Origin of the sequence: Sphaerimonospora cavernae, from assembly GCF_042435035.1 — a bacterium.
GTDB classification, from domain to species: domain Bacteria; phylum Actinomycetota; class Actinomycetes; order Streptosporangiales; family Streptosporangiaceae; genus Sphaerimonospora; species Sphaerimonospora cavernae.
Map to the genome: position 1 here is coordinate 57,216 of NZ_JBHMQT010000044.1, position 22,321 is coordinate 79,536.

The 22,321-nt window shown below is 65.3% G+C and carries 22 protein-coding genes and 1 tRNA gene; 9 read left to right on the top strand and 14 right to left on the bottom strand.

The window, feature by feature from the left end; genetic code table 11:
- Nucleotides 1-78: 78 nt before the first annotated feature.
- The 4 genes from ACFHYQ_RS20240 (at nt 79) to ACFHYQ_RS20255 (ending at nt 3,117) form a co-directional block, all read left to right on the top strand.
- Nucleotides 79-459 (top strand): PPOX class F420-dependent oxidoreductase, encoded by a 381-nt coding sequence (locus ACFHYQ_RS20240; protein ID WP_394302717.1) that lies wholly within the window; start codon nt 79-81, stop codon nt 457-459.
- A gap of 130 nt (nt 460-589) precedes the next feature.
- Nucleotides 590-1,984, top strand: a complete 1,395-nt coding sequence (gene cysS / locus ACFHYQ_RS20245) for a cysteine--tRNA ligase (RefSeq protein ID WP_394302718.1) — start codon at nt 590-592, stop codon at nt 1,982-1,984.
- Between the two features lie 46 nt (nt 1,985-2,030).
- Nucleotides 2,031-2,996, top strand: a complete 966-nt coding sequence (gene rlmB / locus ACFHYQ_RS20250) for a 23S rRNA (guanosine(2251)-2'-O)-methyltransferase RlmB (protein ID WP_394302719.1) — start codon at nt 2,031-2,033, stop codon at nt 2,994-2,996.
- A gap of 48 nt (nt 2,997-3,044) precedes the next feature.
- Nucleotides 3,045-3,117: transfer RNA gene (locus ACFHYQ_RS20255), tRNA-Thr, on the top strand.
- Between the two features lie 59 nt (nt 3,118-3,176).
- Here the strand turns inward: ACFHYQ_RS20255 and ACFHYQ_RS20260 are convergent.
- The 10 genes from ACFHYQ_RS20260 to ACFHYQ_RS20305 all read right to left on the bottom strand — a co-directional run bounded on the left by ACFHYQ_RS20260 (nt 3,177) and on the right by ACFHYQ_RS20305 (nt 10,476).
- Nucleotides 3,177-4,388, bottom strand: coding sequence for a tyrosine-type recombinase/integrase (locus tag ACFHYQ_RS20260; RefSeq protein ID WP_394302720.1), 1,212 nt, complete (start codon nt 4,386-4,388; stop codon nt 3,177-3,179).
- On the bottom strand, nt 4,385-4,579 hold the full coding sequence (locus ACFHYQ_RS20265) for a helix-turn-helix domain-containing protein (RefSeq protein ID WP_394302721.1): 195 nt from the start codon (nt 4,577-4,579) through the stop codon (nt 4,385-4,387). The genes ACFHYQ_RS20260 and ACFHYQ_RS20265 overlap by 4 nt, the downstream gene beginning before the upstream one ends.
- Complete coding sequence (locus ACFHYQ_RS20270; RefSeq protein WP_394302722.1) at nt 4,576-6,189, bottom strand: replication initiator; 1,614 nt, start codon at nt 6,187-6,189, stop codon at nt 4,576-4,578. Before ACFHYQ_RS20270 ends, ACFHYQ_RS20265 begins: the two co-directional genes overlap by 4 nt.
- The gene (locus tag ACFHYQ_RS20275) at nt 6,186-6,455 is read right to left on the bottom strand and encodes a YheV family putative zinc ribbon protein (RefSeq protein WP_394302723.1); all 270 of its coding nucleotides are present in this window, start codon (nt 6,453-6,455) and stop codon (nt 6,186-6,188) included. Before ACFHYQ_RS20275 ends, ACFHYQ_RS20270 begins: the two co-directional genes overlap by 4 nt.
- Nucleotides 6,452-7,966, bottom strand: a complete 1,515-nt coding sequence (locus tag ACFHYQ_RS20280) for an FtsK/SpoIIIE domain-containing protein (protein WP_394303015.1) — start codon at nt 7,964-7,966, stop codon at nt 6,452-6,454. The genes ACFHYQ_RS20275 and ACFHYQ_RS20280 overlap by 4 nt, the downstream gene beginning before the upstream one ends.
- 86 nt (nt 7,967-8,052) lie before the next feature.
- Nucleotides 8,053-8,379, bottom strand: a complete 327-nt coding sequence (locus ACFHYQ_RS20285) for a hypothetical protein (protein WP_394302724.1) — start codon at nt 8,377-8,379, stop codon at nt 8,053-8,055.
- The gene (locus tag ACFHYQ_RS20290) at nt 8,376-8,798 is read right to left on the bottom strand and encodes a plasmid replication, integration and excision activator (RefSeq protein ID WP_394302725.1); all 423 of its coding nucleotides are present in this window, start codon (nt 8,796-8,798) and stop codon (nt 8,376-8,378) included. Before ACFHYQ_RS20290 ends, ACFHYQ_RS20285 begins: the two co-directional genes overlap by 4 nt.
- Before the next feature lie 125 nt (nt 8,799-8,923).
- Entirely contained in the window at nt 8,924-9,640 is a 717-nt protein-coding gene (locus ACFHYQ_RS20295; protein ID WP_394302726.1) for a GntR family transcriptional regulator, read from the bottom strand.
- A gap of 93 nt (nt 9,641-9,733) precedes the next feature.
- A complete protein-coding gene (locus ACFHYQ_RS20300; protein WP_394302727.1) occupies nt 9,734-10,069 on the bottom strand; it encodes a hypothetical protein in 336 nt (111 codons plus the stop codon).
- Nucleotides 10,066-10,476, bottom strand: coding sequence for a hypothetical protein (locus tag ACFHYQ_RS20305; RefSeq protein WP_394302728.1), 411 nt, complete (start codon nt 10,474-10,476; stop codon nt 10,066-10,068). Before ACFHYQ_RS20305 ends, ACFHYQ_RS20300 begins: the two co-directional genes overlap by 4 nt.
- A 212-nt stretch (nt 10,477-10,688) precedes the next feature.
- Here ACFHYQ_RS20305 and ACFHYQ_RS20310 point away from each other — a divergent pair, with 212 nt between their 5' ends.
- Nucleotides 10,689-11,819 carry an NsdA family TPR-like regulatory protein gene (locus ACFHYQ_RS20310; protein WP_394302729.1) on the top strand — a complete coding sequence of 377 codons (1,131 nt, stop codon included), beginning with the start codon at nt 10,689-10,691 and terminating at the stop codon, nt 11,817-11,819.
- On the opposite strand, the gene ACFHYQ_RS20315 is transcribed toward ACFHYQ_RS20310, so the two are convergent.
- A complete protein-coding gene (locus tag ACFHYQ_RS20315; protein WP_394302730.1) occupies nt 11,800-12,360 on the bottom strand; it encodes an NUDIX hydrolase in 561 nt (186 codons plus the stop codon). The genes ACFHYQ_RS20310 and ACFHYQ_RS20315 overlap by 20 nt on opposite strands.
- 114 nt (nt 12,361-12,474) lie before the next feature.
- Nucleotides 12,475-13,866, bottom strand: coding sequence for a hypothetical protein (locus ACFHYQ_RS20320; protein ID WP_394302731.1), 1,392 nt, complete (start codon nt 13,864-13,866; stop codon nt 12,475-12,477).
- Nucleotides 13,867-14,355: 489 nt separating this feature from the next.
- Here ACFHYQ_RS20320 and ACFHYQ_RS20325 point away from each other — a divergent pair, with 489 nt between their 5' ends.
- The gene (locus ACFHYQ_RS20325) at nt 14,356-15,003 is read left to right on the top strand and encodes a DUF4231 domain-containing protein (RefSeq protein ID WP_394302732.1); all 648 of its coding nucleotides are present in this window, start codon (nt 14,356-14,358) and stop codon (nt 15,001-15,003) included.
- 1,376 nt (nt 15,004-16,379) lie between these two features.
- Here the strand turns inward: ACFHYQ_RS20325 and tnpA are convergent.
- Nucleotides 16,380-16,796 carry an IS200/IS605 family transposase gene (gene tnpA / locus ACFHYQ_RS20330; RefSeq protein ID WP_394302733.1) on the bottom strand — a complete coding sequence of 139 codons (417 nt, stop codon included), beginning with the start codon at nt 16,794-16,796 and terminating at the stop codon, nt 16,380-16,382.
- 22 nt (nt 16,797-16,818) lie between these two features.
- On the opposite strand from tnpA, the gene ACFHYQ_RS20335 reads away from it, so the two are divergent.
- The 3 genes from ACFHYQ_RS20335 (at nt 16,819) to ACFHYQ_RS20345 (ending at nt 20,630) form a co-directional block, all read left to right on the top strand.
- A complete protein-coding gene (locus ACFHYQ_RS20335; RefSeq protein ID WP_394302734.1) occupies nt 16,819-18,015 on the top strand; it encodes an RNA-guided endonuclease InsQ/TnpB family protein in 1,197 nt (398 codons plus the stop codon).
- A 463-nt stretch (nt 18,016-18,478) separates the two neighbouring features.
- On the top strand, nt 18,479-19,930 hold the full coding sequence (locus ACFHYQ_RS20340) for a DUF2079 domain-containing protein (protein WP_394302735.1): 1,452 nt from the start codon (nt 18,479-18,481) through the stop codon (nt 19,928-19,930).
- Nucleotides 19,931-20,138: 208 nt separating this feature from the next.
- Nucleotides 20,139-20,630, top strand: a complete 492-nt coding sequence (locus ACFHYQ_RS20345; protein ID WP_394302736.1) for a hypothetical protein — start codon at nt 20,139-20,141, stop codon at nt 20,628-20,630.
- 118 nt (nt 20,631-20,748) lie between these two features.
- Here the strand turns inward: ACFHYQ_RS20345 and ACFHYQ_RS20350 are convergent, their stop codons facing one another.
- On the bottom strand, nt 20,749-22,188 hold the full coding sequence (locus ACFHYQ_RS20350; RefSeq protein ID WP_394302737.1) for an MFS transporter: 1,440 nt from the start codon (nt 22,186-22,188) through the stop codon (nt 20,749-20,751).
- Nucleotides 22,189-22,321 lie beyond the last annotated feature (133 nt).

Here is a 22,321-nt window from a genome sequence, read left to right on the forward strand (position 1 = left end):
GAGTGGAATCATCTGCGGCCGGAGAGCGTTAGGCGCTCTTCGTACAGCTGCTCTTCACATGAACAAGGGAGGATCCCGATGCTGCCGGACGGCGCCCGTGATCTGTTCGATGGAACCAACTTCGCCACCATCGCGAGCCTCAACCCCGACGGAAGCCCCCAGGCGTCGGTGGTCTGGGTCAAGGCCGACGGCGACGACGTCCTGTTCTCGACCGTGAAGGGCCGCCGCAAGCACCAGAACATCGTCCGCGACCCCCGGGTGTCGATCTTGGTTGTCGACGCGGCCAACCCCTATCGCTACGCCGAGGTCCGCGGTACGGCCGAGTTCGTCGATGACAAGACGGGCGAGCTGATCCAGGAGCTGTCCCGCAAGTACACTGGCCAGGACTGGGCGGAGGCCGACCCGAACGCCGAGCGAGTCATCGTGCGTATCACCCCGAACAAGACAATCGTCCGCTAGGTGATTTTTCGCTATTAGCGGGACTTATGGGGCACGAGTGCTGGCCGTACGGTGGGAAATGCGCCCGAGAACGCGTCCAGGGGCCTACAAGTAGGCCAGGAGCGCGGCGTCAGGCGTTAGCCTTGCGTGTGTGAGCCTGCACCTCTACGACACCAGCACTCGTGCTGTCCGCGAATTCGTTCCGGTCGAGCCCGGCCGGGTCTCGATGTACCTGTGTGGTGCGACCGTTCAGGCTCCGCCGCACATCGGTCACATCCGGTCCGGCGTCAACTTCGACGTGCTCCGCAGATGGCTGACGCGGCAGGGCTACGACGTGACGCTCTGCCGCAACGTCACCGACCTCGACGACAAGATCATCCGAGTGGCCGCCGAGGAAGGCGTTCCGTGGTTCGTGGTCGCCGAACGCAACCAGCGTGCCTTCGGCTGGGCGTACGACCAGCTCGGCTGCCTGCCGCCCACGGTCGAGCCGCGCGCGATGGGCCACGTCCCCGAGATGGTCGAGCTGATGCGGCGGCTCATCGACAAGGGCCACGCGTACGCCGCGGGCGGCGACGTCTACTTCGACGTCGTGTCGTACGCCGAGCGGTACGGCAAGCTCTCCAACCAGAGGCTGGAGAACATGCGGGCCGCCGGCGACACCGACACCGACTCACTCAAGCGCGACCCGCGTGACTTCGCCCTGTGGAAGGGCGCCAAGCCCGGCGAGCCGACCTGGCCGACGCCGTGGGGCCGCGGCCGTCCCGGCTGGCACCTGGAGTGCTCGGCGATGGCCACCAAGTATCTCGGAGAGACCTTCGACATCCACGGCGGCGGCGTCGACCTGATCTTCCCGCACCATGAGAACGAGATCGCCCAGTCGCAGGCGGCGGGCGACGGCTTCGCGCGCTACTGGCTGCACAACGGCCTGCTGAAGCTCGGCGGCGAGAAGATGAGCAAGTCGCTCGGCAACTCACTGCTGATCCCCGAAATGCTCCGCAAGGTCCGCGCTGTCGAGCTGCGCTACTACCTCGTCGCGGCCCACTACCGGTCGGAGATCGACTACTCGGAGGAGGCCCTCCAGGAGGCCGCCGCCGGTTACCGGCGGATCGAGGGGTTCGTCACGCGTGCGGCGGAGGTGATCCACGACGTGGACGCCGACGCCCCGCTGCCGCAGGCGTTCGTGGACGCCATGGACGACGATCTGAACGTCTCCCAGGCGCTGGCGGTGATCCACGAGGTCGTCCGCGAGGGCAACGTGGCATTGGCCCAGGGCAACAAGGAGCAGGTCGCCCGGCTGCTGGCCGAGACGCAGAACATGCTCGACGTGATCGGTCTCGACCCCAGGTCGGAGCAGTGGCGTGTGAGCGGCGACTCGGGGATGCGCGAGGTGGTCGACGCGCTGATCGCGGTCGCGCTGGAGCAGCGCCAGGCCGCCCGAGCCCGCAGGGACTACGCCGCGGCCGACGCGATCCGCGAGCAGCTCGCCGCCGCCGGCGTCGTGGTCGAGGACACCCCCAAGGGCCCCCGCTGGGAACTGGCCCGTTAGGCCGTGTCTGACAAAGCTCCCCGGCGCGGGCCGTACGCTAGAGACCATGGCTGGACGGGCTTCAGGGAAGCCATCAAAGAAGCAGGGGCCGACCAGGGGCACGGGCGGGAAGGGCCGTCGCTCCCTGGAGGGCCGCGGAGCGACTCCGCCCGCGCACATGCGACACTGGTACAAGGACAAGGCCCGCGCTGAGCGGGTCGAGCGCGAGGCCGCCGGGCGCGCGTCCGGCGAGCGTGCGGCGCGCACGCCGAGCCGCCAGCGCCGGGACGACGCGCCGGAGATCATCGGCGGGCGCAACCCCGTCCTGGAGGCGCTGCGCGCCGCTATCCCGGCGAACGCGCTCTACGTCGCGCAGCGGATCGACAACGACGACCGGGTCCGGGAAGCGATCAAGATTGCGGCTGATCGTGGCATCGCGCTGCTGGAGGTCACCCGCGACAAGCTCGACCGGCTGACGGAGAGCACTGTCCACCAGGGCATCGGTCTGCAGATCCCGCCCTATGAGTACGCCCACCCAGAGCAGCTCGTCGAGCGGGCGCAGGACGCCGCGGAGGTGCCGCTGATCGTGGCCCTCGACGGGGTGACCGACCCGCGTAACCTCGGCGCCATCGCGCGTTCGGCGACCGCGTTCGGCGCGCACGGGCTCGTCGTCCCGTCGCGCCGCTCCGCCGGTGTCACAGCGGGCGCGTGGAAGACCTCGGCCGGCACACTCGCCACCCTCCCGGTCGCCCGCGCCTCGAACCTGACCCAGACGCTCACCGCGTACCGCGAGGCCGGCCTGTTCGTGATCGGCCTCGACGGCGACGCGACCGTGGACGTCGCCGACGCCGAGTTGGCCACCGAGCCGCTCGTCGTGGTCATCGGCTCCGAGGGCAAGGGCCTGTCCCGGCTGGTGCGGGAGGCGTGTGACCTGGTCGTACGCATCCCCATGAACGCCGCGGCCGAGTCGCTCAACGCGGGCGTCGCCGCCGGGATCGCGCTCTACGAGGTCGCCCGTCGCCGTCGCCGGTGATTTCACCGTGACGATCGGGCCTCCGGCCCACTAAACTCGTCCCGGTAGGCCGCCTTAGCTCAATCGGCAGAGCATCTGTCTTGTAAACAGAAGGTCTGGGGTTCGATTCCCCAAGGCGGCTCTGACGTGCAAGGCCCCTGACCAGCAGTTTCGCGGTCAGGGGCCTTGTGATTTCGCGGCTCATCCGGTCTCTTCGCTGTCTTTGGGAGCCACCCTGGGAGCCACCCGCTTCCGTTGCCCCAGTAGAGCGCCGGTAATGGCCTCTGTCGCCGCCCGCCGGTCGCCCTCCATGAGATGGCCATATACGTCTTTGGTGATCGCGACGCTGGCATGCCCGAGGACTTCGGAGACCACGTGCAACGGGGTGCCCTGGGCGAGCATGAGCGAGGCCCCGGAGTGACGGAGCTCATGCGGGTGCCAGTGGCCCAGGCCCGCGTGTTTGGTGAGCCGGGAGAAGACGTGAGAGAAGTTGTCCGGGTCGGACGGACGGCCCGACGAGGTAGGGAAGATCAGGCCATGTTCCGCCCACGCATCGCCGGCCTTGAGCCGCGCGGCGTTGTGTTTCGCCCGGTGGGCCTTGAGCGCGTCGACGAGTTCGGAGGTCAGCGCCAGCGTCCGGCGTGACTTCGGGGTCTTTACCTCGCTTATGACGATCTTCGTCTTGGTCTCCGCGTTCGCGTCACGGTTCTTGAGCCGCTTCACCGAATGCGTCACCCTGAGCGTCTTCGCTTCCGGGTCGAAGGAGTCCCACATCAGGCCCAGGGCTTCACCCCGGCGCAGGCCGAAGACGAGCGAGAGGAGAACCACCAGGCCCAAGCGGTGTTCCGCGACCGCGTCAAGGAGCATGTGCGCCTCGTCGACCGTGAGGGTTCGGCCCTCGGCCTGACGGATGCGCGGGGGAAGGGAGAGCGCCGCGACGTTCCGCACAATCAGGCCCTCCCGTTCCGCCTGGCTGAGCGCTTTCCGGAGCACCGCCCGCATGTTGCGGATGCTGTTGCCCTTGTAGCCCTGCTCCCGCTTGGCCTGCCACAGCGCGTCCACCTTGGCGACCGTGAGGCCGGTCAGCTTGTGCCGCCCGAGGGTGGGCTTCAGATGCAGCCGTACCGTGTCCTCGTAGTCGTCCAAGGTCGAGTCGGAGATGTGGCCCGGCAGGGTGGCCAACCATCGGTCGAGGAACGCCCCGACCGTGATTTTGTCGTCGGGCACCGGAAGGCCCTTGTCCAGGCCCTCGCGGATCTTGCGGATCTTCTCGGCGACCTCGGCCCGCGTCTTGCCCGACACCTTCTTGCGGGCTCGCTTGCCGTCCGGTCCGTAGCCGAGCGAGATTGCCCCGCGCCACCGGTCGCCGTCCTTGTAGATGGAATCTTCGTTCTGGCCGCGCTTCCTGGTCATGCCGCTTGCTCCTGTTCCAGCCGGGCGACGAACTCGGCGAGAGCCGTCGCGGGGATCCTGCGAAGACCGTCGATGCGAACGGAGCGCAGCGCGCCGCACCGCATCAGTGCGTAGACCTTGGTCCGACCGATGCCGAGGAGCTTCGCTGCCTCCTCGGGCCGGACGAGCAGGGGAGAGAGATCACCTTTCATGCAGCCTCCTCTCTGATTGCCGAAGGATCTTGTCCGTCTGCTTCTGCTCTGAGCCGGTCCATGTGGTCGCGCCAGCGCTGGCGTTCGTGGACTGAGCGCAACAGCCGTACGCCGATCGGGTCGAGGTCGGCATCGGTGGGCTTGACGGGCCGCCAGAGGTAGCGGTGGGGGTCGGCCTGTTCGCCGTTGGGGAGGCCGAGGGCTTCCAGGACCCAGGTGCGCCGGTCCTGCTTGTGCTCGGTCAGGGTCTTGTTGGACCACTTGCGGGAGACCAGGACGCGCCGGCCTGCGTAGCCGAGGTGTTCGGGCTTGTGCGCCTTGCCCTTGCACCGGCCCGGGGCCATCCCCGCCTTGGCGCCCTTGGGCTGGATGCCGTACCGCAGCCAGTTCGGGCACGTCGGCGCGCACGGCTCGAACCGCAGCGCGTCGAGCATCCGCTCGGCGTGTTGGGCGGGGTTGTCGGTGTCGAGGCCGTCGCCGATGCTCTTGGTGAGGTACTTGGCCAGGTAGCGGATGCACTGGTCGGCATCCGGGGACCCCGCCAAGACGCCTTGGACGTCGAGCTGTTCGCCGAAGCGAAGCACATGCAGGGGCTCGGCGTCCTCGTCGGCGTCGAGCTGGTCGAGGGCCTGATCCCAGGTCGGCAGGACCTCACCGGTTTCCGGGTCGAGGTAGCCGACCCCCTCGGCCCACACGGGCAGGTGGTCACCGTCGAAGACGACCCGATCGGTTGGCGGCCACCACACTTGGTGATAGGTCGCCGCGACGATCTGCCGCAGCTCTGCCCGTGGCAGCGTGCCGCGCACGGCCATGTGCAGGTGTGGCGCGAGCCGCTTCTGTGGTTCGACGGTGGCGAAGTACTGCACGTCATAGCCCGCCACGCGGCGGAGGTTCTGCACGAAGCGGTCCACCAGCTTGGAGAAGTGCAGCGCATCCCGAGCCGCCCGCGCATAGTCGTACGTCGAGGGATCGACCGGCACACCGTCTTTGATCCGCCCGTAGGACGGGAGCGTGAGCGTGAGGAACATCGACGGCCGGAACGTCTTGCCGTCCTTCGTCGTGAAGGTCCGCCCGAGCGTCGTGGCGCTCATCTGCCGCTTGGGCAGGTCCGGGGCATCCTGTCGCCGCCTCGTCGAGCGGGACCGCTTGCCCGAGGTGCGGCCGAGGACGTTGCCGCGCATGCCCGCGGCGTTGATCTCCTCGTCCAGGTCGGCGAGCGCGGCGTCCAGGTCGGTGGTGTCGTCTCCGGCCTTTTCGGCCTCGTCGCGCCAGGCCTGGGCGTCGGCCCGCAGTTCGACGAGGTGACGCTGATAGTCGTCCGGTTCGTCGGGGGTGTTGACCGGCTCGGCTTCCAGGTGCCAGCCCTCCCGGCACTGGGCCATGCGGAGTTGCCGGTTCCGCTTGGCGCACGGCGGGCACTTGCTCTCCAGCGTGGCCCCACACGGCACATCGACGATCTCGGTTGCGCCGGTCGTCACGTCGAGGCGCTTGAGCGGGACGGGGCGGATGCACACGCCGTACCGCTTGGCGATCTCTTCGACGACATCCCGAGCGAGCGGCATCGCCATCCGCACCGCCCGAGGCGTCGCCCGGTCATTCGGATGGGTCACCAGCCACCCCCACACGAGCCGACCAGGTCAAGGGTGTCGAGGTTGTCGACGGCCCCGAGCGAGCCGAGGACGCCGAGGTTGTCGGCCGACTCAACGGTGTCGAGGAGGTCGGGCAGGCTGGGGCCATCGACCAGGACGCGGGCTTTGTGGCCACATTCGGCGCACTCGACGATGCCGCGCAGGGCGTCGAGCCAGAGTGTGTCGAGGGTGCCGCAGCCGGGGCAGTGCAGGCCGTCGAGGATGTGAGCGAGGCTCGTCATGGTCACGCTGCCTCGCTTCCGTACTCGAAGCCGTCGACCCCGCCGCGGCAGCCGTGCCCGGTATCGCCTGCGCAGCCGTTCGCCGTGTCCGTGCTTTCCGTACTGGCGTTGCCGTAGCGCTGGGCCATGTCGCGGACGTCGGCGTCGGAGACATACGCGGCCCGCACCCGTACCGGATCGGGTGAGGTCTTCAGGCGCAGATAGCCGACCCCGGCCCCGCGGTGGGGGATGGGTGAGATGTGGTCGGCCAGCGCGCCCCGGTCTCGTGCGCCGTCGCCGAGGACCATGTCCACCTGTTCGGACTCGTCGAGCCGGAGGGCGATCTTGTCGGGGAACAGGTTGCGGATGTTCATGACCTCCTTGCGGGGGTCCTGAAGCGCGGCCATGATCCCGACGCCCACGGCCCGGCCCTGCGTGGTCAGCGTGGCCAGGGCCGCCGTGATGCGCTGGCGAAGGTGCTTGTCCGGTTGGTAGGCGGTCAGGAACGCCACCTCGTCGACGACCACGAGGATGAACGGGTCATCGATCGTGGGTGTGTGGGAGCGCTGGAGGCCGGCAAATCGGTCGGCCCGCTCTTGCATCACCGAGACCGCTTCGTCGAGCAGGTCGGCGCACTCCGCCGGATCAGCGGCATACCGGCCCCGGAACAGGTCTCGGCCGAAGGACAGTTCCATCCGCTTGGGGTCCAAGGCCCAGACCTGCACGAGACCCGCGCGGATCGTGGGCAGCAGGCCCCGGATGGTGCCCCACAAGTAGGAGCCCTTCCCGGCACCGGTCGCGCCCGCGATCAGGACGTGGGTGCCGTGGACCTTCAGCCGCAGTGGACGCCCGTCTTCGCACCGGCCGATCTCGACCGGTCCCACGTCCGGATCATCGGGAACGGGGACGGCGGGCAGTGGCACGGCCAGCGGGTCACGCCGGGGGAAGGTCAGCACCAGCCGCCCCGCCCGCGCCACCGCGACTCGGCAGGAGGGGGCGCCGAACCCGTGCGCGAGGTGCTCGGCTCGGTCGGCCCAGTCCTTGACCGCCTGACCGGCGAGCATCTTCACGCTGACGCGGTCGGCCCACTCATCGCAGGTGACCCGGCGGAGGTGGGGCAGGTAGTCCCGGCCGCGCAGGTGGCGGCCGAGGCCGGAGATGACCACGACCGGCTGCCAGTGCCGCCGGTACACGACGATGAGCCGCCACCAGGCGAGCAGCCGCCAGCCGACCAGACGCAGGAAGGAGTCCCGCTCCAGCAGGAACCACGACAACCCCATCGCCGGAACGAAGCCGCCCACAGTCAACGCCATGGTTCGGCCGTACAGGGTCCAGATCACGCCGAGGCCGACCGGGACGGCGACCGCGACGGGGTGGCGGACGACGAGGCGGACCAGGCCCGCGATCAGGCGGAAGAGCCAGATCAGCAGGGTGACGATCGCGGGGGTCTTGACGACGGCCGGGCGGAACACGACCGCCGTGTCCGGGGTGGTGGAGACGAGGTTTCGCGCCTCGTCTCCGGGCAGTTTCTTGAACATTAGACTCAAGTCCTCTTCTGATATGCAGTCGGGAGAGAGTTCGGGGGCCGCTGGAATGCCAGTTCCAGCGGCCCCGCCTTATGTGGTCAGGCCGCCGCCGCACCACCGGGCGAGATGGCCGGACTGGAGCCGCCGGAGTGCTGGTGGTGCAGGCGCTCGCAGTCGGCCAGGTAGGACGCGGCGACGTTGAAGATCTGCCGGGCGATCGCCAGGTCGGTGGAGGTGACCGCGCCGGCCCCGGTCGTCGAGATCGATACGTCGGCGGTCTTGCTGCAGATGTCGAGGAACGGCCGCCCCGAGTCGAGGACACCGGCCGATACCCGCAGGCCGGGGGTATAGAACGACACCCCGACGCGGGAGGCCCCGTCGGAGTCGATCGACACCGTGACGTAGGTGTAGGGGTCCCGGGTCACGCCGCCGCCTCCTTACCCGCCGAGCCCGAGCCGGTGGTCTTGGTCGACTGCGGGCGCGGTGCCCGCATCACCCGTGCCGAGATCGAGTAGGCCAGGCGGCCGGTGGCTTGCTGCACGTACGGCTTGACCTCCAAGCCGTCGAACTCCACCGGTGCGATCGGCAGGCCCGGCAGCGACGGCGGGACGACCGGCTGCACCTCGGCGAGGATCTTCACGGTCACCGTCTTCTGCGCGGCCTTCAGCGAGGGGTCGGCGTCCATCACCGGCACCTGCCACACCGGCAACCCAGTGAGCTTGTCCTTGGCCTGCGTGTCCCGTTTGGCGTCGAAGTCCTTCGCCGCCTGCACCTCGCCCACGACGTAGCAGCCGTGCGGGAACAGCAGCGTGAAACTGATCGGAATGGGTCCCTGAAGAGCCATGACGAGTCTCCTTCCTTCCAGGACGAGGGGCCATCCGCTCGTCCACTTGTCCGACTGAGTTGATGGTAAGCCTTCTCCACTCGTCCGCACAAGTAACTAAGCGGATTTCGAGCGGGGAAAGGTCGTCAGCTCACCGGGTACACGTCTTCAAGCTCATGCAGGCCGCCCGGCAGGGCCAGGCTGAGCGCGAGCAGGACGACCCCGGCCGCGTCGTGCACGGTGGCCAGCACCCCGAGCACGGGAGCAGTCGAGCCGAGAAGGTCGGCCTCCTCCTTGGTCGGCTTACGCGCGGCCAGTCGTTCGGTGACGTGATCGAACCGCAGATGCTTGACCGCCTGGAGATGCTGGCGCACCCCGTGCCGCAACGGGTCGGGCTTGTCCAGGTCGGTGCCGAGGGCGATCTCCAGCGGGAACCAGAAGGTCTCCACAGCCGACGGCCGGTCCCCTTGTTTCGCGAGGCGTTGACGGGCGATCACGGGGGTTCGCTCGTCGACGCCGAGCAGGTGGGCGATGTGACGGGGTGCCGGCACCCGCTCCACGCTCACGATGGACTCGGCGGTTTCCGGGTGTTCGGTGGCGGCCAGGCCGGGCCGTACCCGATCCGTGGGGGTCTCGGGCCGTCCTTTGACGAACGAGCCGCGGCCGTGCTCGCGCTCGATCCACCCTTGCATGGCAAGGGTCTGCAATGCCCGGACCACGGTGGTACGGCCCACGCCGAACTCGCGGACGAGTTGCGTCTCTGAGGGCAGCATGGTGCCGGGGGCGTACTCCCCGTCCCGTATTCGCTGCTGGATCGCCGTCATCACCTGGGCGTACTTCGGAGGGGCGAAGTCCATGCTCATGCCAACCGCCCAATCACTTTTCCACTTGTCTGCATGAGTACAGTAGCGGCTGAGGCGCGGCCTGTCAGGAGGTCAACGGCCTGCGGGTGAGGGCTATCGCACGTGGCCGGACAGCAGCGCCGCCCAGACCTCCCGCGCTTCGGTCATCGTCCAGGCGTGGGTCTGGGAGACTTCCGGCTTGACCGGGTCGCCGCTCATCCGGCGGATGTAGGCCATTCCCCCGCCCGAGCACAGCTCATACCAGGTCTCGCGGTGTTCGCTGCAGGTCCAGGCCAGCACGCTGAATCGGGCGAACTGCTGGGAGGCGTGCCACAGCAGCGGCTTGGCCTCATCCGTCAGGGGCGGCAGGTGCGGCGCCAGGCAGGCGTTGAGGTCGTTGATCTGTCCGGTGACCGGGCTGATGCTCTTGTCGGGGGTTTGGGTGGTCACTTGGCCGTCCTTCCGAACCGGACCTGTCCGGCCGCGTCGAGGGTCGCCCGGAAGATCACCTTCCGGGACCAGTCGTCAGGGACCGTGCCGAAGTCGTAGACGCGGTGGATGATGTGTCCCCACGCCTTCGCCTCCGGAGCGGTCCGGCGCAGAGCCAGCCGGAGGGCGTCCATCGAGGCGGCCTGCTGGCTGCTGGTTCCGCATGCTCCGAGCTGCTCGACGCCACAGACCGTTTGGAAGACCTCCCACTCGAACATCTCGGCCGGCAACTGGCCGCCGTCGCAGTACAGGCAGTCCTCACGGGAGGAGGTGGCCAGCCCGAGCACGGTGGCCGCGACTTGGCCGCGACGGGTGACGATCTTCCAGCCGCGCCCGTCGCACGCAGTGCACTTAACTGGTGCTGTCATGCCGCAGAGAATGCACCGGGGGTAACTCTCTGGCCTATTCCCTTGGGATATACCACCGGGGTATATAGAGTTCCCGTCAACAGCCGTCATGCGCCACCAGCTCAGAGAAGCGACCGGAGGCCAGAATGCACGGGAACGCTTTCGAACCAATCCAGATCCCCGTCTCGGTATGGGACCGTGACGAAAGCCACGAAAGGCTCAAAAACCGCGACGTGGGGGGACTGTTCACCCTGGCTGTCAAGTACGCCGGGGCAAGTCAGATCCGGATCAGCGCCGCAACCGGCATAGCGCAGGGCCGCGTCAGTCAACTCATGCGCGGCCAGCGTCAGGTCACCGACCTTGAAGTCTTCGAGCGTGTCGCCGCAGGCCTGGGCCTGCCCGATCACGCGCGCATGCTGCTCGGCCTGGCCCCGCTCAACATCGCCTCACCGAACAACGATAACGACGACGAGCACCAGGAGCAGACCCGGGAATTGACCGCGCGGATCGAAGCGGCCACCGCGATCGACCCCGCAATGGTGATGATCCTCACCACCGACACCAACAATCTCCGCCTGTTGGACCGTCGGCTCGGCAGCGTCGCCATCGCCGAGAAAATGCGCGCCCAAATATCCCAAATACGGCGCGCCCATCGCCACGCTGTACGGCCCGGCATACGCGCACAATTGGCGCACGTGCTGTCCGAAACTGCCGCCCTGGCCGGATGGCAGGCCATCGACACCTGCACCCTGAACGACGCATGGGACCATCACGAGAGCGCCATAGCCGCCGGCCACCAAGCCGACAATGACGCCGTACTGGCCTACGCGCGAGGACAGCAGGCATACGTACTGATCGACCTTGGGCGCCCGGCCGAAGCCGCCGAGGTCATCCGCCACGTCCGCGCCACCTACGACCATCGCGTCCCCGGCCACCTGAGAACCTGGCTCGCAGCGGCCGAAGCCGAAGCCGCCGCGATCCTGGGCGACGAGATGGCCTGCCGTACTGCCCTGGACCAGGCCGCCGCGCTCCTGCCCGATGAGGAGGCGGACCCGAGCCTGCCCTACCTCGCGTTGAACGCCCACCACTTGGCGCGCTGGCGCGGAAACTGCCTGGTCCACTTCGGCGACCCCGAGACGGTCGAGGACCTGCGCTCAGCGCTCGCGGGCATGGACGGCACCTTCAACCGCGCCGAAGCCGGACTCCGGTGCGACCTGGCGCATGCCCTCCTCGCAATGGGCGAGACCGACGCCGCTCAGCCGCACCTGTACCGGGCCGAACATCTGGCCACCATGACCGGCTCACGCCGCCAGGGCCGACGAGTCCGCGAACTGCGGAACGCCCTTATCCGCGCGACCCGCTGAGCCGTTCCCGCGCGTAGAGCAGGCCGACCAGCACCCCGGAGTTCCATACATCCCCACGGGCGATCATGTCCGGGATCTCCTTCATCGGGATCCACTCGATGAGATCCGCCTCGACCTCCCCAGTAGGCTGCCCGACCAGCTCGGCCCCGCGGGCGAGGAACACCAGGTGCTCGGAGTCGACCATGCCGACCATCGGCTGAAACGTGATCAGGTGCTCGATCTCCGTGACCCGATAGCCGGTCTCCTCCTCCACCTCCCGAGCGGCCGTGTCCTTGGGGTCTTCGCCAACCTCGACCAGGCCGCCGGGCAACTCCCAGCCCCACCGATCGAACAGAAACCGATGCCGCCACATCATCAGCACCCGGTTCTGATCATCGACCACGACAGTCATGGCCGCCCGGCCCAGATGCACCGCATGATGCTCGAACCGCTCCCCATCGGGAATCTCGACATCGACCAGGCCCAACCGGATCCACTCGTTGTCATAGATCAGCCGCTCACCGTGCACGATCCAGCGCGTCTGCTCGTCGTTGATAGCCACACAGTGAAACTACCGCTCAAGATGACCTATGTATACGCCAACTCCAGAACGGCACCAGAGTAGAGACGAGGGAGCAGAGGACAATTAGGTCGCTGCCAACTGTCGATCACCTTGTCAGCCCGCCATTGAGGAGATGGCATGTTTGAGTTGCTCAAAAAGTGCGTTGCCCGCCATTCCGACGATTAACCCTTCTCCTACACGGGCCACGACGATCATAGCTCGCCTAAGCTTCGGTATTGGAACTTCTCCTTCCTTTGTTGCGGCGCGCAGAACCTCTAAAGCCTCCTGTAGCCCCTGAGGGTCCGCGGTGTCGGAGAAGCGATCTACGGCACTGTCGAGAACAGTCACGAGACGGCCGATCAGTCCATAATCGACCGTAGTGGAGACATTATAAACTGATCCGTGATCCCCGATATTTGAACCATAGATGTCCCCCAGGAAAACGTACTTACCTTCAGTCATAACCTTCGCCTGCCTTCTTTGTGGCCGATACTTATTTGCCTCAACCCACATCTTTCCGATAGTACTTAACTTCAGATGCCTGCTGGGCGAAATATTTAAGAAGCGAATAATCGCAAGCAGTTCAAGGGGAAGGTTGTATAGATTGCGGCGTCTAGTCGTCAGTTTAGCGACCAGTAGAGCTCGAATCGCGTGTAAAACAATCGGTGCTTCATGTCCTCGCTCGGAGAATTGGGCCAGGATCTGCGCTTCACTAACCTCTCCCTCTTCGGAGAGTTTCAGCAATAGGTCCTCAATCAGACGCCCCTCGAGGCTCGAACTCTCCCTGAGTGGCAGAGTCGAGTATCTGTCACGCCTGAGAAAAATCTCCTCCGGATTTGCGCAATAAGGATCACACCCCAAGCGAGTTAGCTGGAGAGACTCGCCGTCGACAGAGGGGATGATAGCCACGACAGGAAGGAAGTCCGGAAATGGATCTGCCCAATCTTCTGGCGCACAATGTGAGCTTACAGTCGATGGGGCGCGTGGCGGAGAAGTCGAATATCCTCTTTCAAGATCCATTTCCCATCGCTTCATATCGTGTACATAGCGCTCGCGCTCCCAGTCGCGATCTCTTTCTATTCGCTCATGGTGGCGCTGCCGTCGCTCCTTATTTGCTTTTCTGGTAGGGGCGCATTGTCTTTCGTATTCGCTTTGCGAGCAGACCCAGTCTCCCGGCAAAATCTCCGCCGCTTGAACAATAGAATACTTCCTGGCTCCTCGCCTAAAGATGGAGCGAGGAAAACGGGTAAATCTTGCTGACAGCTCGGCGCCTAATTGGAGTAGGTGAGAACCATTCGCGCACCAGGTAATCAAGCAGCCGGCACATACCGCAATAATCCCACCCAGAACACCAAAAGTTCTACTCAGGTTTGCGGAGGCCAAAGAAAACGTTATTATGCCCAACATCAATCGGGCGGCCCATAATGCTGCTTTCCGCTCAGCCCAAACCGACCGAGCGATCACGTCTGCGCTTATGCGTAGGTGATCTTTATCGTTCGCCTGCACATACTCATTATGTCTTATCGCGGACCCAAAGGCGTCGATCTAGCTGCTCGGATGAGAGCAAGCACCTAAAGCTGGGCAAACTTGCAACGAGATAGCTCGATGGCTGCCGAATTACCCTTTTAATGATCAAGGGCGGCGCTCCGCGCCGCCTCGCGGCCCCTCGCCCGCTCGGCGGCCGGGCATGCGGCCTGGGGGCCGGTCCCGGCCGCCGGCAACTCGGGCCGTCAGACCCAGAGAACATGGCCAATGCGGCTCAACCAGTGGCATCGCGGCTCCTGGTGATCTAACCTCTTTTTGATCGTCGAAGCCTATGGTCCTGCCCGTGGAGCGACTATGACTAACAACCTCCAAGCACGGCAACGAGAGACAGCCACCGCTTTGGATCAGGGGCAAACCGTTCTTCGAGGTCTTAGGGCGGTCCAGCGCCTCCGCGCGATATGGCTGCTAGCGAGCTTGGGTGCTACCGGGTTCCTTGGCTGGGCAATGCTCGTGGGTATATGGACCAACTATCGCGATATCTTCAGCGTTGTGGGAACGATTGCAGCTCTTGTGTCGACAGCCGCAGCTTCCATATTTCTTTTAAAAGCGAGACCTGACATCGATGAGGTCCGATACAAGCTTCACGAACTACAAGCTCAGCAGCGTAATTTGGCGGCAGCTCAAGAGGCCGATCCCTTAGTCGCCCTTCGGATCTATAGAGTGTCCGCTCTTGATGACATCAAGGATCTGGAACACCGCGCTAGTCGCAACCGGCGCACAGCGAACCTATTTCAGTGGGCAATCATCGTAGGCTCGGTGTCCGCCACTAGCCTTACTGGTGCTGCTGCAACTAATCCCGATACGCAGGATTGGTTCAGATGGCTTGCAGCGGCGATTAGTGCAGTGGTCAGTATATCTGCGGGGGCTACAGGGTTCTTCAAGTTTCGGGAGCGTAGCTTTGGTCAACAGCAAACAGCAGATGCCCTCAAAAAGCACTATAAAGCTGTTGAGCTTCGCATAGGCGAGTATGAAGGAAATGACGAAGAAGCTACTCTCGGGCGTTTTGCTCAAAATGTCGAAGCTTTGAAGGATGAGCAGCGTAAACGTGAGCTTCAATTGGAAGAGTCGACCGAAAGACGAGAGAGCCGGCAGGGATAGCGACAACAGCGGTTCCTACCCTTCTCGTTGCTCAAGTGCCCCGTTGTTGGGTCGGCAGTTACGGGGAGGATTGACGGAGGGAGATCAGTAGGGCTGGAGTACTACCCCTCTCGCGTAACCGTTGCCCGTTCGGCGGTTGGACCATAGACGTTTGAACTCTAAGCTCCCCACTCCTTCAAGATTGCCTCGCGTGCATGCTCAATAACTCGAAGCCCATTCACTGCCGTGTGGAACTGGCGCGCTGCGTTTCCGGCTGCACTCTTGCTCAAACGCCATAGGCGGTCCGACGACTCGTCAGGTCGGAATGCAGTCAAATTGAAATCAGTCTGGGGCGGAAAGGCATACATAGTAAGACTGCCGCAGTGATATTCAACCTTACTAAGCGACATGCTAAGGCTGGGAATTCTCTTAGATATATCATCGAGAGTGTCTCGGGCCTCATTAAAGCCAGCTTTGTCTAGTTCTTCGTCACTGAGGCTCTCATGCTCAGCAGTCTCGAAAATCTTCTGAAGCTGGTTGAGGGCCTGAGTCGCCCTCTTATAGTCATCGCGATGCTGTTCGCGTCGGAGTGCCCGCCGGTCGCGTTCTATCTGGTTTTGGCGACTTGATTCAGCCTCTTTGCGTGCCCTCTTCTGTACCTCAATATTATCCCGCTTCTGCAGCCGGTACACCATTACGGCCACAAGGATTGTGGCGATCAGGCTAAGTGAGCCGATAAATGACTGAACCAAGTCTCCAACTGACATCCGAACAGAATGCCACATGTGGGCCTCCGGCGGGGCGCTCCGGTTCCGGGCTGACAACCTGCTCTTTCCCGCAGCCCTTACGATCGCCTTGCTGCGGCTGGCCGCCGTAGCTGGTTGGGGGCGATCGACGGGCCGGGGGCCCGGCCCACCGGTGTCCCGGTGCGTTGCCGAAAGACTCACGGTGCAGATACGCGGCGCGCTGCCCGGCGGACTACCTCCACGGAGTACGAGCTGGTGGAGGGAGCGGTATCGATCCGGGTTTGGGAGCCACCTTGGGAGCCACCCGGACGGGCGATCATGAACTGAGTCGGACGGACCTGAACGACCAGAGCCCTGACCGGCAGCAGTACGAACGGCCCTGAATGATCCTGGAGATCGTTTGGGGACCTTGTAAACAGAAGGTCTGGGGTTCGATTCCCCAAGGCGGCTCTCGTGCACAAGGCCCCTGACCAGCAGTTTCGCGGTCAGGGGCCTTCGTCTGTCCGGGGCATTCTGGCAATCTTGCTAACACTCTTGCTACCGGATTCGTCCGCAGTGCTCCGGCCTTCAGGCTGGGGGTGAAGCGGACTCTCCCGCGTAGCGGGGCAGAGAAAGCCGATCCGCCGCCAGGCGGATCGGCGTCTTGGCAGATCAGGCAGGGCGGTTTTGCTGCTCGATGTACTGGCGCAGGACGCTGATCGGTGCGCCGCCCACGCTCCCGGCGAAGTAGGAGCCCGACCATAGCTTGTTCGCCTGGTAATAGTGGCGGGCCAGCTCGGGGAACTCTTGCCGCATCCTGCGGGAGGAGACGCCCTTGAGGCTGTTGACGAGCCGGGACAGGGCGACCTTGGGCGGGAAGTTCACCAGCAGGTGCACATGGCTGGCCTCGCCGTTGAACTCCGCCAGTTCGCACTCGAAGTCGGCGCAGACGTCCCGCATGATCTGCTCCATGCGCTCCAGGTGAGCACCGGTGAATACCCGATGCCGGAACTTGGTAACGAAAACCAAGTGAGCATGCAGGACGAAAACACAGTGCCTACCGGTTCTGATGTCTCCATATTCGGCCATAGACCAATGGTAGGATCATGGTGTGCAGCTCAGGTACAACTTCCGCCTCTACCCGACGCCGGGTCAGCGTCAAGCGCTGGCTCGGGCGTTCGGATGCGCTCGGGTGGTGTTCAACGACGGGCTGCGCGCACGAGGGGACGCCCGGGAACACGGCTTGCCGTACATCTCGGATGGCGAGTTGTCCAAGCGGGTCATCACCGAGGCGAAGAAGACCCCGGAACGCTCCTGGCTGGGCGAGGTCTCAGCCGTGGTCCTGCAGCAGGCGCTGGCGGACCTGAACACCGCCTACCGCAACTTCTTCGCCTCCCTGGCAGGGAAGCGGAAGGGTCCGAAGGTGGCTCCGCCCCGGTTCCGGTCGAAGAGGGACAACCGGCAGGCGATCCGCTTCACCAAGAACGCCCGGTTCGCGATCACGGCGGGTGGGAAGCTGCGCCTGCCGAAGATCGGGGACGTGGACGTCCGCTGGTCTCGCTCCCTGCCCGCCGGACCGTCCTCGGTGACGGTGGTCAAGGACGCGGCCGGACGGTACTTCGCATCCTTTGTGGTCGAGGTAGCCGAACAGCCCCTGCCGCCGGTCGAGTCCGAGACGGGAATCGACCTCGGACTCACACACTTCGCTGTCTTGTCGAACGGGCAGAAGGTCGCCACGCCGCGTTTCCTGCGCCGGGCGGAGAAGAAACTCACAAAGCTCCAGCGGGCGCTGTCCCGCACGGTCAAGGGGTCGAACAACCGGGCCAAGGCCCGCCTGAAGATTGCCCGCCAGCACGCGAAGGTCACTGACGCGCGCCGTGAGTTCCACCACCAGCTCTCCATTCGGATCATCCGTGACAACCAAACGGTGATCGTGGAAGACCTGGCCGTGGTGGGACTGGCACGCACGAGGCTGGCCAAGAGCGTGCATGACGCGGGCTGGTCGCGGTTCGTGACCATGCTGGAGTACAAGGCCGCCCTGTACGGGCGCGCCCTCCACCGGATCGACCGGTGGTTCCCCTCCTCCAAGCTGTGCTCGGAGTGCGGGACCGTCCAGCAGTCGATGCCGCTGAACGTCCGGGAGTGGACCTGCCTGTGCGGGGCGGTCCACGACCGGGACGTGAACGCGGCGAAGAACATCCTGGCCGCCGGACGGGCGGACAGACTAAACGCCTGTGGAGCGCAGGTAAGACCAGGCCCCGGCCTGGCACAGCGCGACGAAGCAGGAAGCCTCAGAGGTGCCGCATGAACGCGCGGCACGGGCTGAATCCTCGGCCTTCAGGCCGAGGAGCGCGTCAAACCAACTGGACGACCAGCACCCAGGCCAACGTCTGGTGCGATGGGACCGGACCGGACCAGAGCGGTACGGAGCAAGCATCGTCTGCGCGAAGGGGTCGAAGACAAAGCAGATCGATTATAGTAACGGTCCGTGGTTCGGAGATCGTCGAGGAATTACGATGACCTGTCCGTCGGGCTGGACGCGTGCGACGCAACCTAACCGTGAACACGTCAAGGCCTGACTAGGGCTTTGGAACGTTCTCGCTATTGGCGGGAAACCAGAAGCGCCCTCGGGCGCCGGCTTGTCATCGCGACAGGACGGGCCGGGGGCGCTTTCTCCTCGCTGGTGAATACCGGCCAGACACCGGGAAGCGCGCATGCTCCGTCTTGTTCCTCAGCGGCGACTTCCTGCCGGTTTCCGTCATGGATATGCGGTGGGAGCACTCGGTGCACTGGCATTTCTGGCATATTCGCTACTCGGGCTGGTCAAGTTCGCGACGTTACGGACCGGCATCTACGACCTGGTCATCTTCGATCAAGGCGTCCGAGGATATGCGAACTTCGAGCTACCGATGTCGTACGCGAAGGGAAACTGGCAGGAACTCGGATCGGCGTTCTCTCTGCTGGGGGATCACTTCTCGCCGATCCTCGTGTTACTGGCCCCGCTGTACTGGATCCATGACGGCCCCGAGACGCTCATCGTGGCCCAGGCCGCTCTTTTCGCCCTTGCGGTGCTGCCGCTGTGGGTCTACGTGCGACGGCAACTCGGCGCCGAGGCCGCATATCTGCTTGGCACCGCCTACGCCCTGTCTTGGCCGGTCGCTGAGGCGGTGAACTTTCATTTCCATGAGTATGCGTTCGTCCCGTTGCTCACGGGGATCCTGTGCGAACGGTTGCAGGCGGGACATCGAGGCCATGCCCTGGCGGCGGCCACAGCCTTGCTCTTGGTCAAGGAGGACTTGGGGATCTTTGTGGCTGGCCTGGGGGTCGGACTTCTCTTCATCAGCCGATGGCGCCGTATCGGGGCCCTGATGTTCGTCGGGGGAGCGGGCTTCCTGCTACTGGCCAGTCATGTGATCATCCCTGCGTCAGGCGGTGATCCCGATCGTTACTGGTACTTCAACGGATGGGGCCGGACCCCGGGTGAGGCGATCGAGCGCATCGTGACGCGGCCGCAAGAGGTACTGAGCGTTCTCGCCACGCCCGACACGAAAGTGTGGACGATCCTACTGCTCTTCGCTCCGTTGCTCTTCCTCCCACTGCTCTCGCCGTATGTGCTGGCACCCGTGGCCTTGCTGGCCGAACGCATGCTCGCCACCGACCCCGGGGCGGCCGGCTGGTGGGGAACGCGTTACCACTACAACGCCGCGATCATCATGGCTCTCTTCTGCGCCGCTGTGGATGGTGCGGCACGGCTTCGCCGGATGACCAAAGGTCGGCGAGTGCGGCAGTTCACCCGCTCCTGGGCGGCCGTCACGGCGATCGTGACATTGGGGATCATGCCGTTCTTCGCGCTGGGTGACTTGCTCAAGCCGAGTTGGTACCAAACGGGTCCCCGGTTCGCCACCGCCACGGAAGCTATGCGCCGGGTGCCGGACGGCGTCCTCGTGGAGGCGACCAATGCTCTCGGTCCGAACATTTCGGCGCGGGCCAAGGTCGTGGCCTGGGCAGCGAGGACCGCCGAGCGCACCGCCCGTGCACCGTGGATCCTGGCCGATCTCCGGGACAGACAACCGCACTTCGACTCGCTTCAGGACCAGGTTACGGACGTGGATCGGCTTCGGCGGCGCGGATACCGCGAAGTCTTCGCGAGAGATGGATATGTCGTCCTGTGCGATCCATCCTCGGTGTACCAACTGGCACAGGACAGGCTGTGCCCAAAATGAGTTCTGGGCCTCACCACGCCTGTGGACATCCCGGAATCGCCTTGTAAACAGAAGGTCTGGGGTTCGATCGGACGGACGAGCGAGCTTTCCGTTCGATCACGATCGCGTTGCGGGGTTTCGCGGCATGCCGAACGCGTCGAAGTCATGGGAACACTCCTCCGGTTTTCACGAAGGTCACGTACCCCAAAGGACCCATATGATCGCGATTATGCGTCGAGGCGTGGTGATGGTTGTGGCCGCACTGGTGGTGGCGGGCTGCACAGCCGAGTCGGAGCAGCCCAAGCCATCTCCTGCGGTCGCGTTCACGCGGGGGATGGCGGAGGCGGTCCTCGCCGAGGTCGTCGCCGGAGTCGGCAAGAACGGCGTCGCCGATTTCTGCGCCACGTTCGCGCGGAGCAAGGAGACGTGTGAGATTCTCCTGAAAGATGCCCTTCGAGAGTGCCTCCTGCCCGGAGACAAGCCGACCGTGAAGAGCGCGGTACGTCTGCCGGCCACAAGCAGGTCCGAAGAGACCTGGCGGTTGGTGGTTCAGGGGAGAACGCTCGACGGCCAGAAGTACGTTTCGGATTTCCCGGTCATCCGATCGGCGGGTGTGCCGAAGGCAGCATTAGCCATCTACTGGACAGGTTTGGGCTACGGCGAGGATATGGATGACCCGCCGAACTACACGATCGTCCCACAGAGCACCTGCCCCAAGTGACAGTGTCACGCCGCCTCTCACAGTTCGGCGGCGCGGTCGAGCAGCGCGTGAGGTTCGGACTCGCTGTGGGTGTGCGCAGCCGCCTGCCGGAAGAGGGCGGCATGACCGAGCCTGAGCGTCAGGGGACGGCCACCGCTTCGGTCGCGACGGCGTCGTCGTCCGAGGATCTGGCCGGGTGTGCGGGAATGGCCGAGGCGGTGGCGGCCGCGAGGAGCGCGATGCCACAGCCGATCAGCATGCAGGTGCGGAAGCCGCTTTCGGACGGCAGGGTGTGTCCGCCCAGTCGCACGGTCATCTGGGCCAGGACGACGCCGACCACCGCGGCCGACACCGAGGTGCCGATGGAGCGCATCAGGGAGTTGAAGCTGTTGGCCGCGGCGGTGTCCGACGAGGGAACCGCCCCCATGATCAGTGCTGGCATCGCCCCATAGGCCACCCCGATGCCCATGTTGCAGACGCAGGCGACGATGAGCAGGCCCCACGTCGACCCGAGCAAGGCCATAGAGGATCCGTACCCGAGCGCGATGACCAGGCTGCCGACGATCAGGGTGACCTTGGGGCCGCGGGCGGCCGACAGGCGTCCGCCGAGCGGTGAGACCGCTGTCATCACCAGGCCGGAGGGGGCCATCCACAGGCCGGCGGCCAGCATCGACTGGCCCAGGCCGTACCCGGTGGCCTCGGGCAACTGCAGGACCTGCATCACCACCAGTGACTGGGCGTACATCGCGAAACCGACCAGGATCGAGGCCAGGTTGGTCAGCAGCACCTGCTTGCGTGCGGTTATGCGCAGGTCGACCAGCGGGTCGCTCCGCCGCAGCTCCCACCAGCCCCACACCACCAGGATGATCGGCGATGCGGCGAGCAGCCCGATGGTGGCGCCGCTCGTCCAGCCCCAGTCGGCCCCGTTGGAGACCCCCAGCAGCAGACACACCAGACCGGCGCCCAGGCCGAGCACGCCGACCACGTCGAGACGGCCGGTGGCCCGCGTGGGCGTGGCGGGCACGAGCAGCCAGATCAGTACGGCGATCAGCGCGCTCAGTGCGGCCGAGCCCCAGAACAGGGCCCGCCAGCTCGCGTATTCGGCGACCGTCGAGGCGATCGGCATGGCGATCGCTCCGCCGATGCCCATGGACGAGCTCATCAGCGCGATGGCGGAGTGCAGCCGCTCGGGCGGGAGCAGATCGCGCATGGCGCTGATGCCCAGGGGGATCACGCCCATGCCCATCCCCTGCAGTCCCCGACCGACGATCATTGGGGCCGCGGTGTCGGCCAGCGCACTGATCATCGATCCGGCGATGAGTGGAAATGTGCTGATCAGCAGCATGCGGCGTTTGCCGTACAGGTCGCCGAGCCGGCCGATCACCGGCGTGGTGACCGCTCCCGCCAGCAGCGTGACGGTGATCACCCAGGCGGCGCCGGCGGGGGTGGTGTGCAGCATGCTCGGTAGTTGACCGATCAGGGGCACCACCAGGGTGTGCATGAACGCGGCGACGACGCCGGTCACCGCCAGCACGCTGACGATCCCGCTGGAGCGTGCGGTGGGCGTGGAGTCGGCCACGTGTATCTCTCTTTTCAGGACAAATCTGAGCAAAACGCATGATACATAACTGTGATTTAGGCATTCCTAAGTGGTCACGGACATGAGGAGGCGGCGGAGCGCGTCGAGGTACGGCTGGGCCGGGCCACGCCGG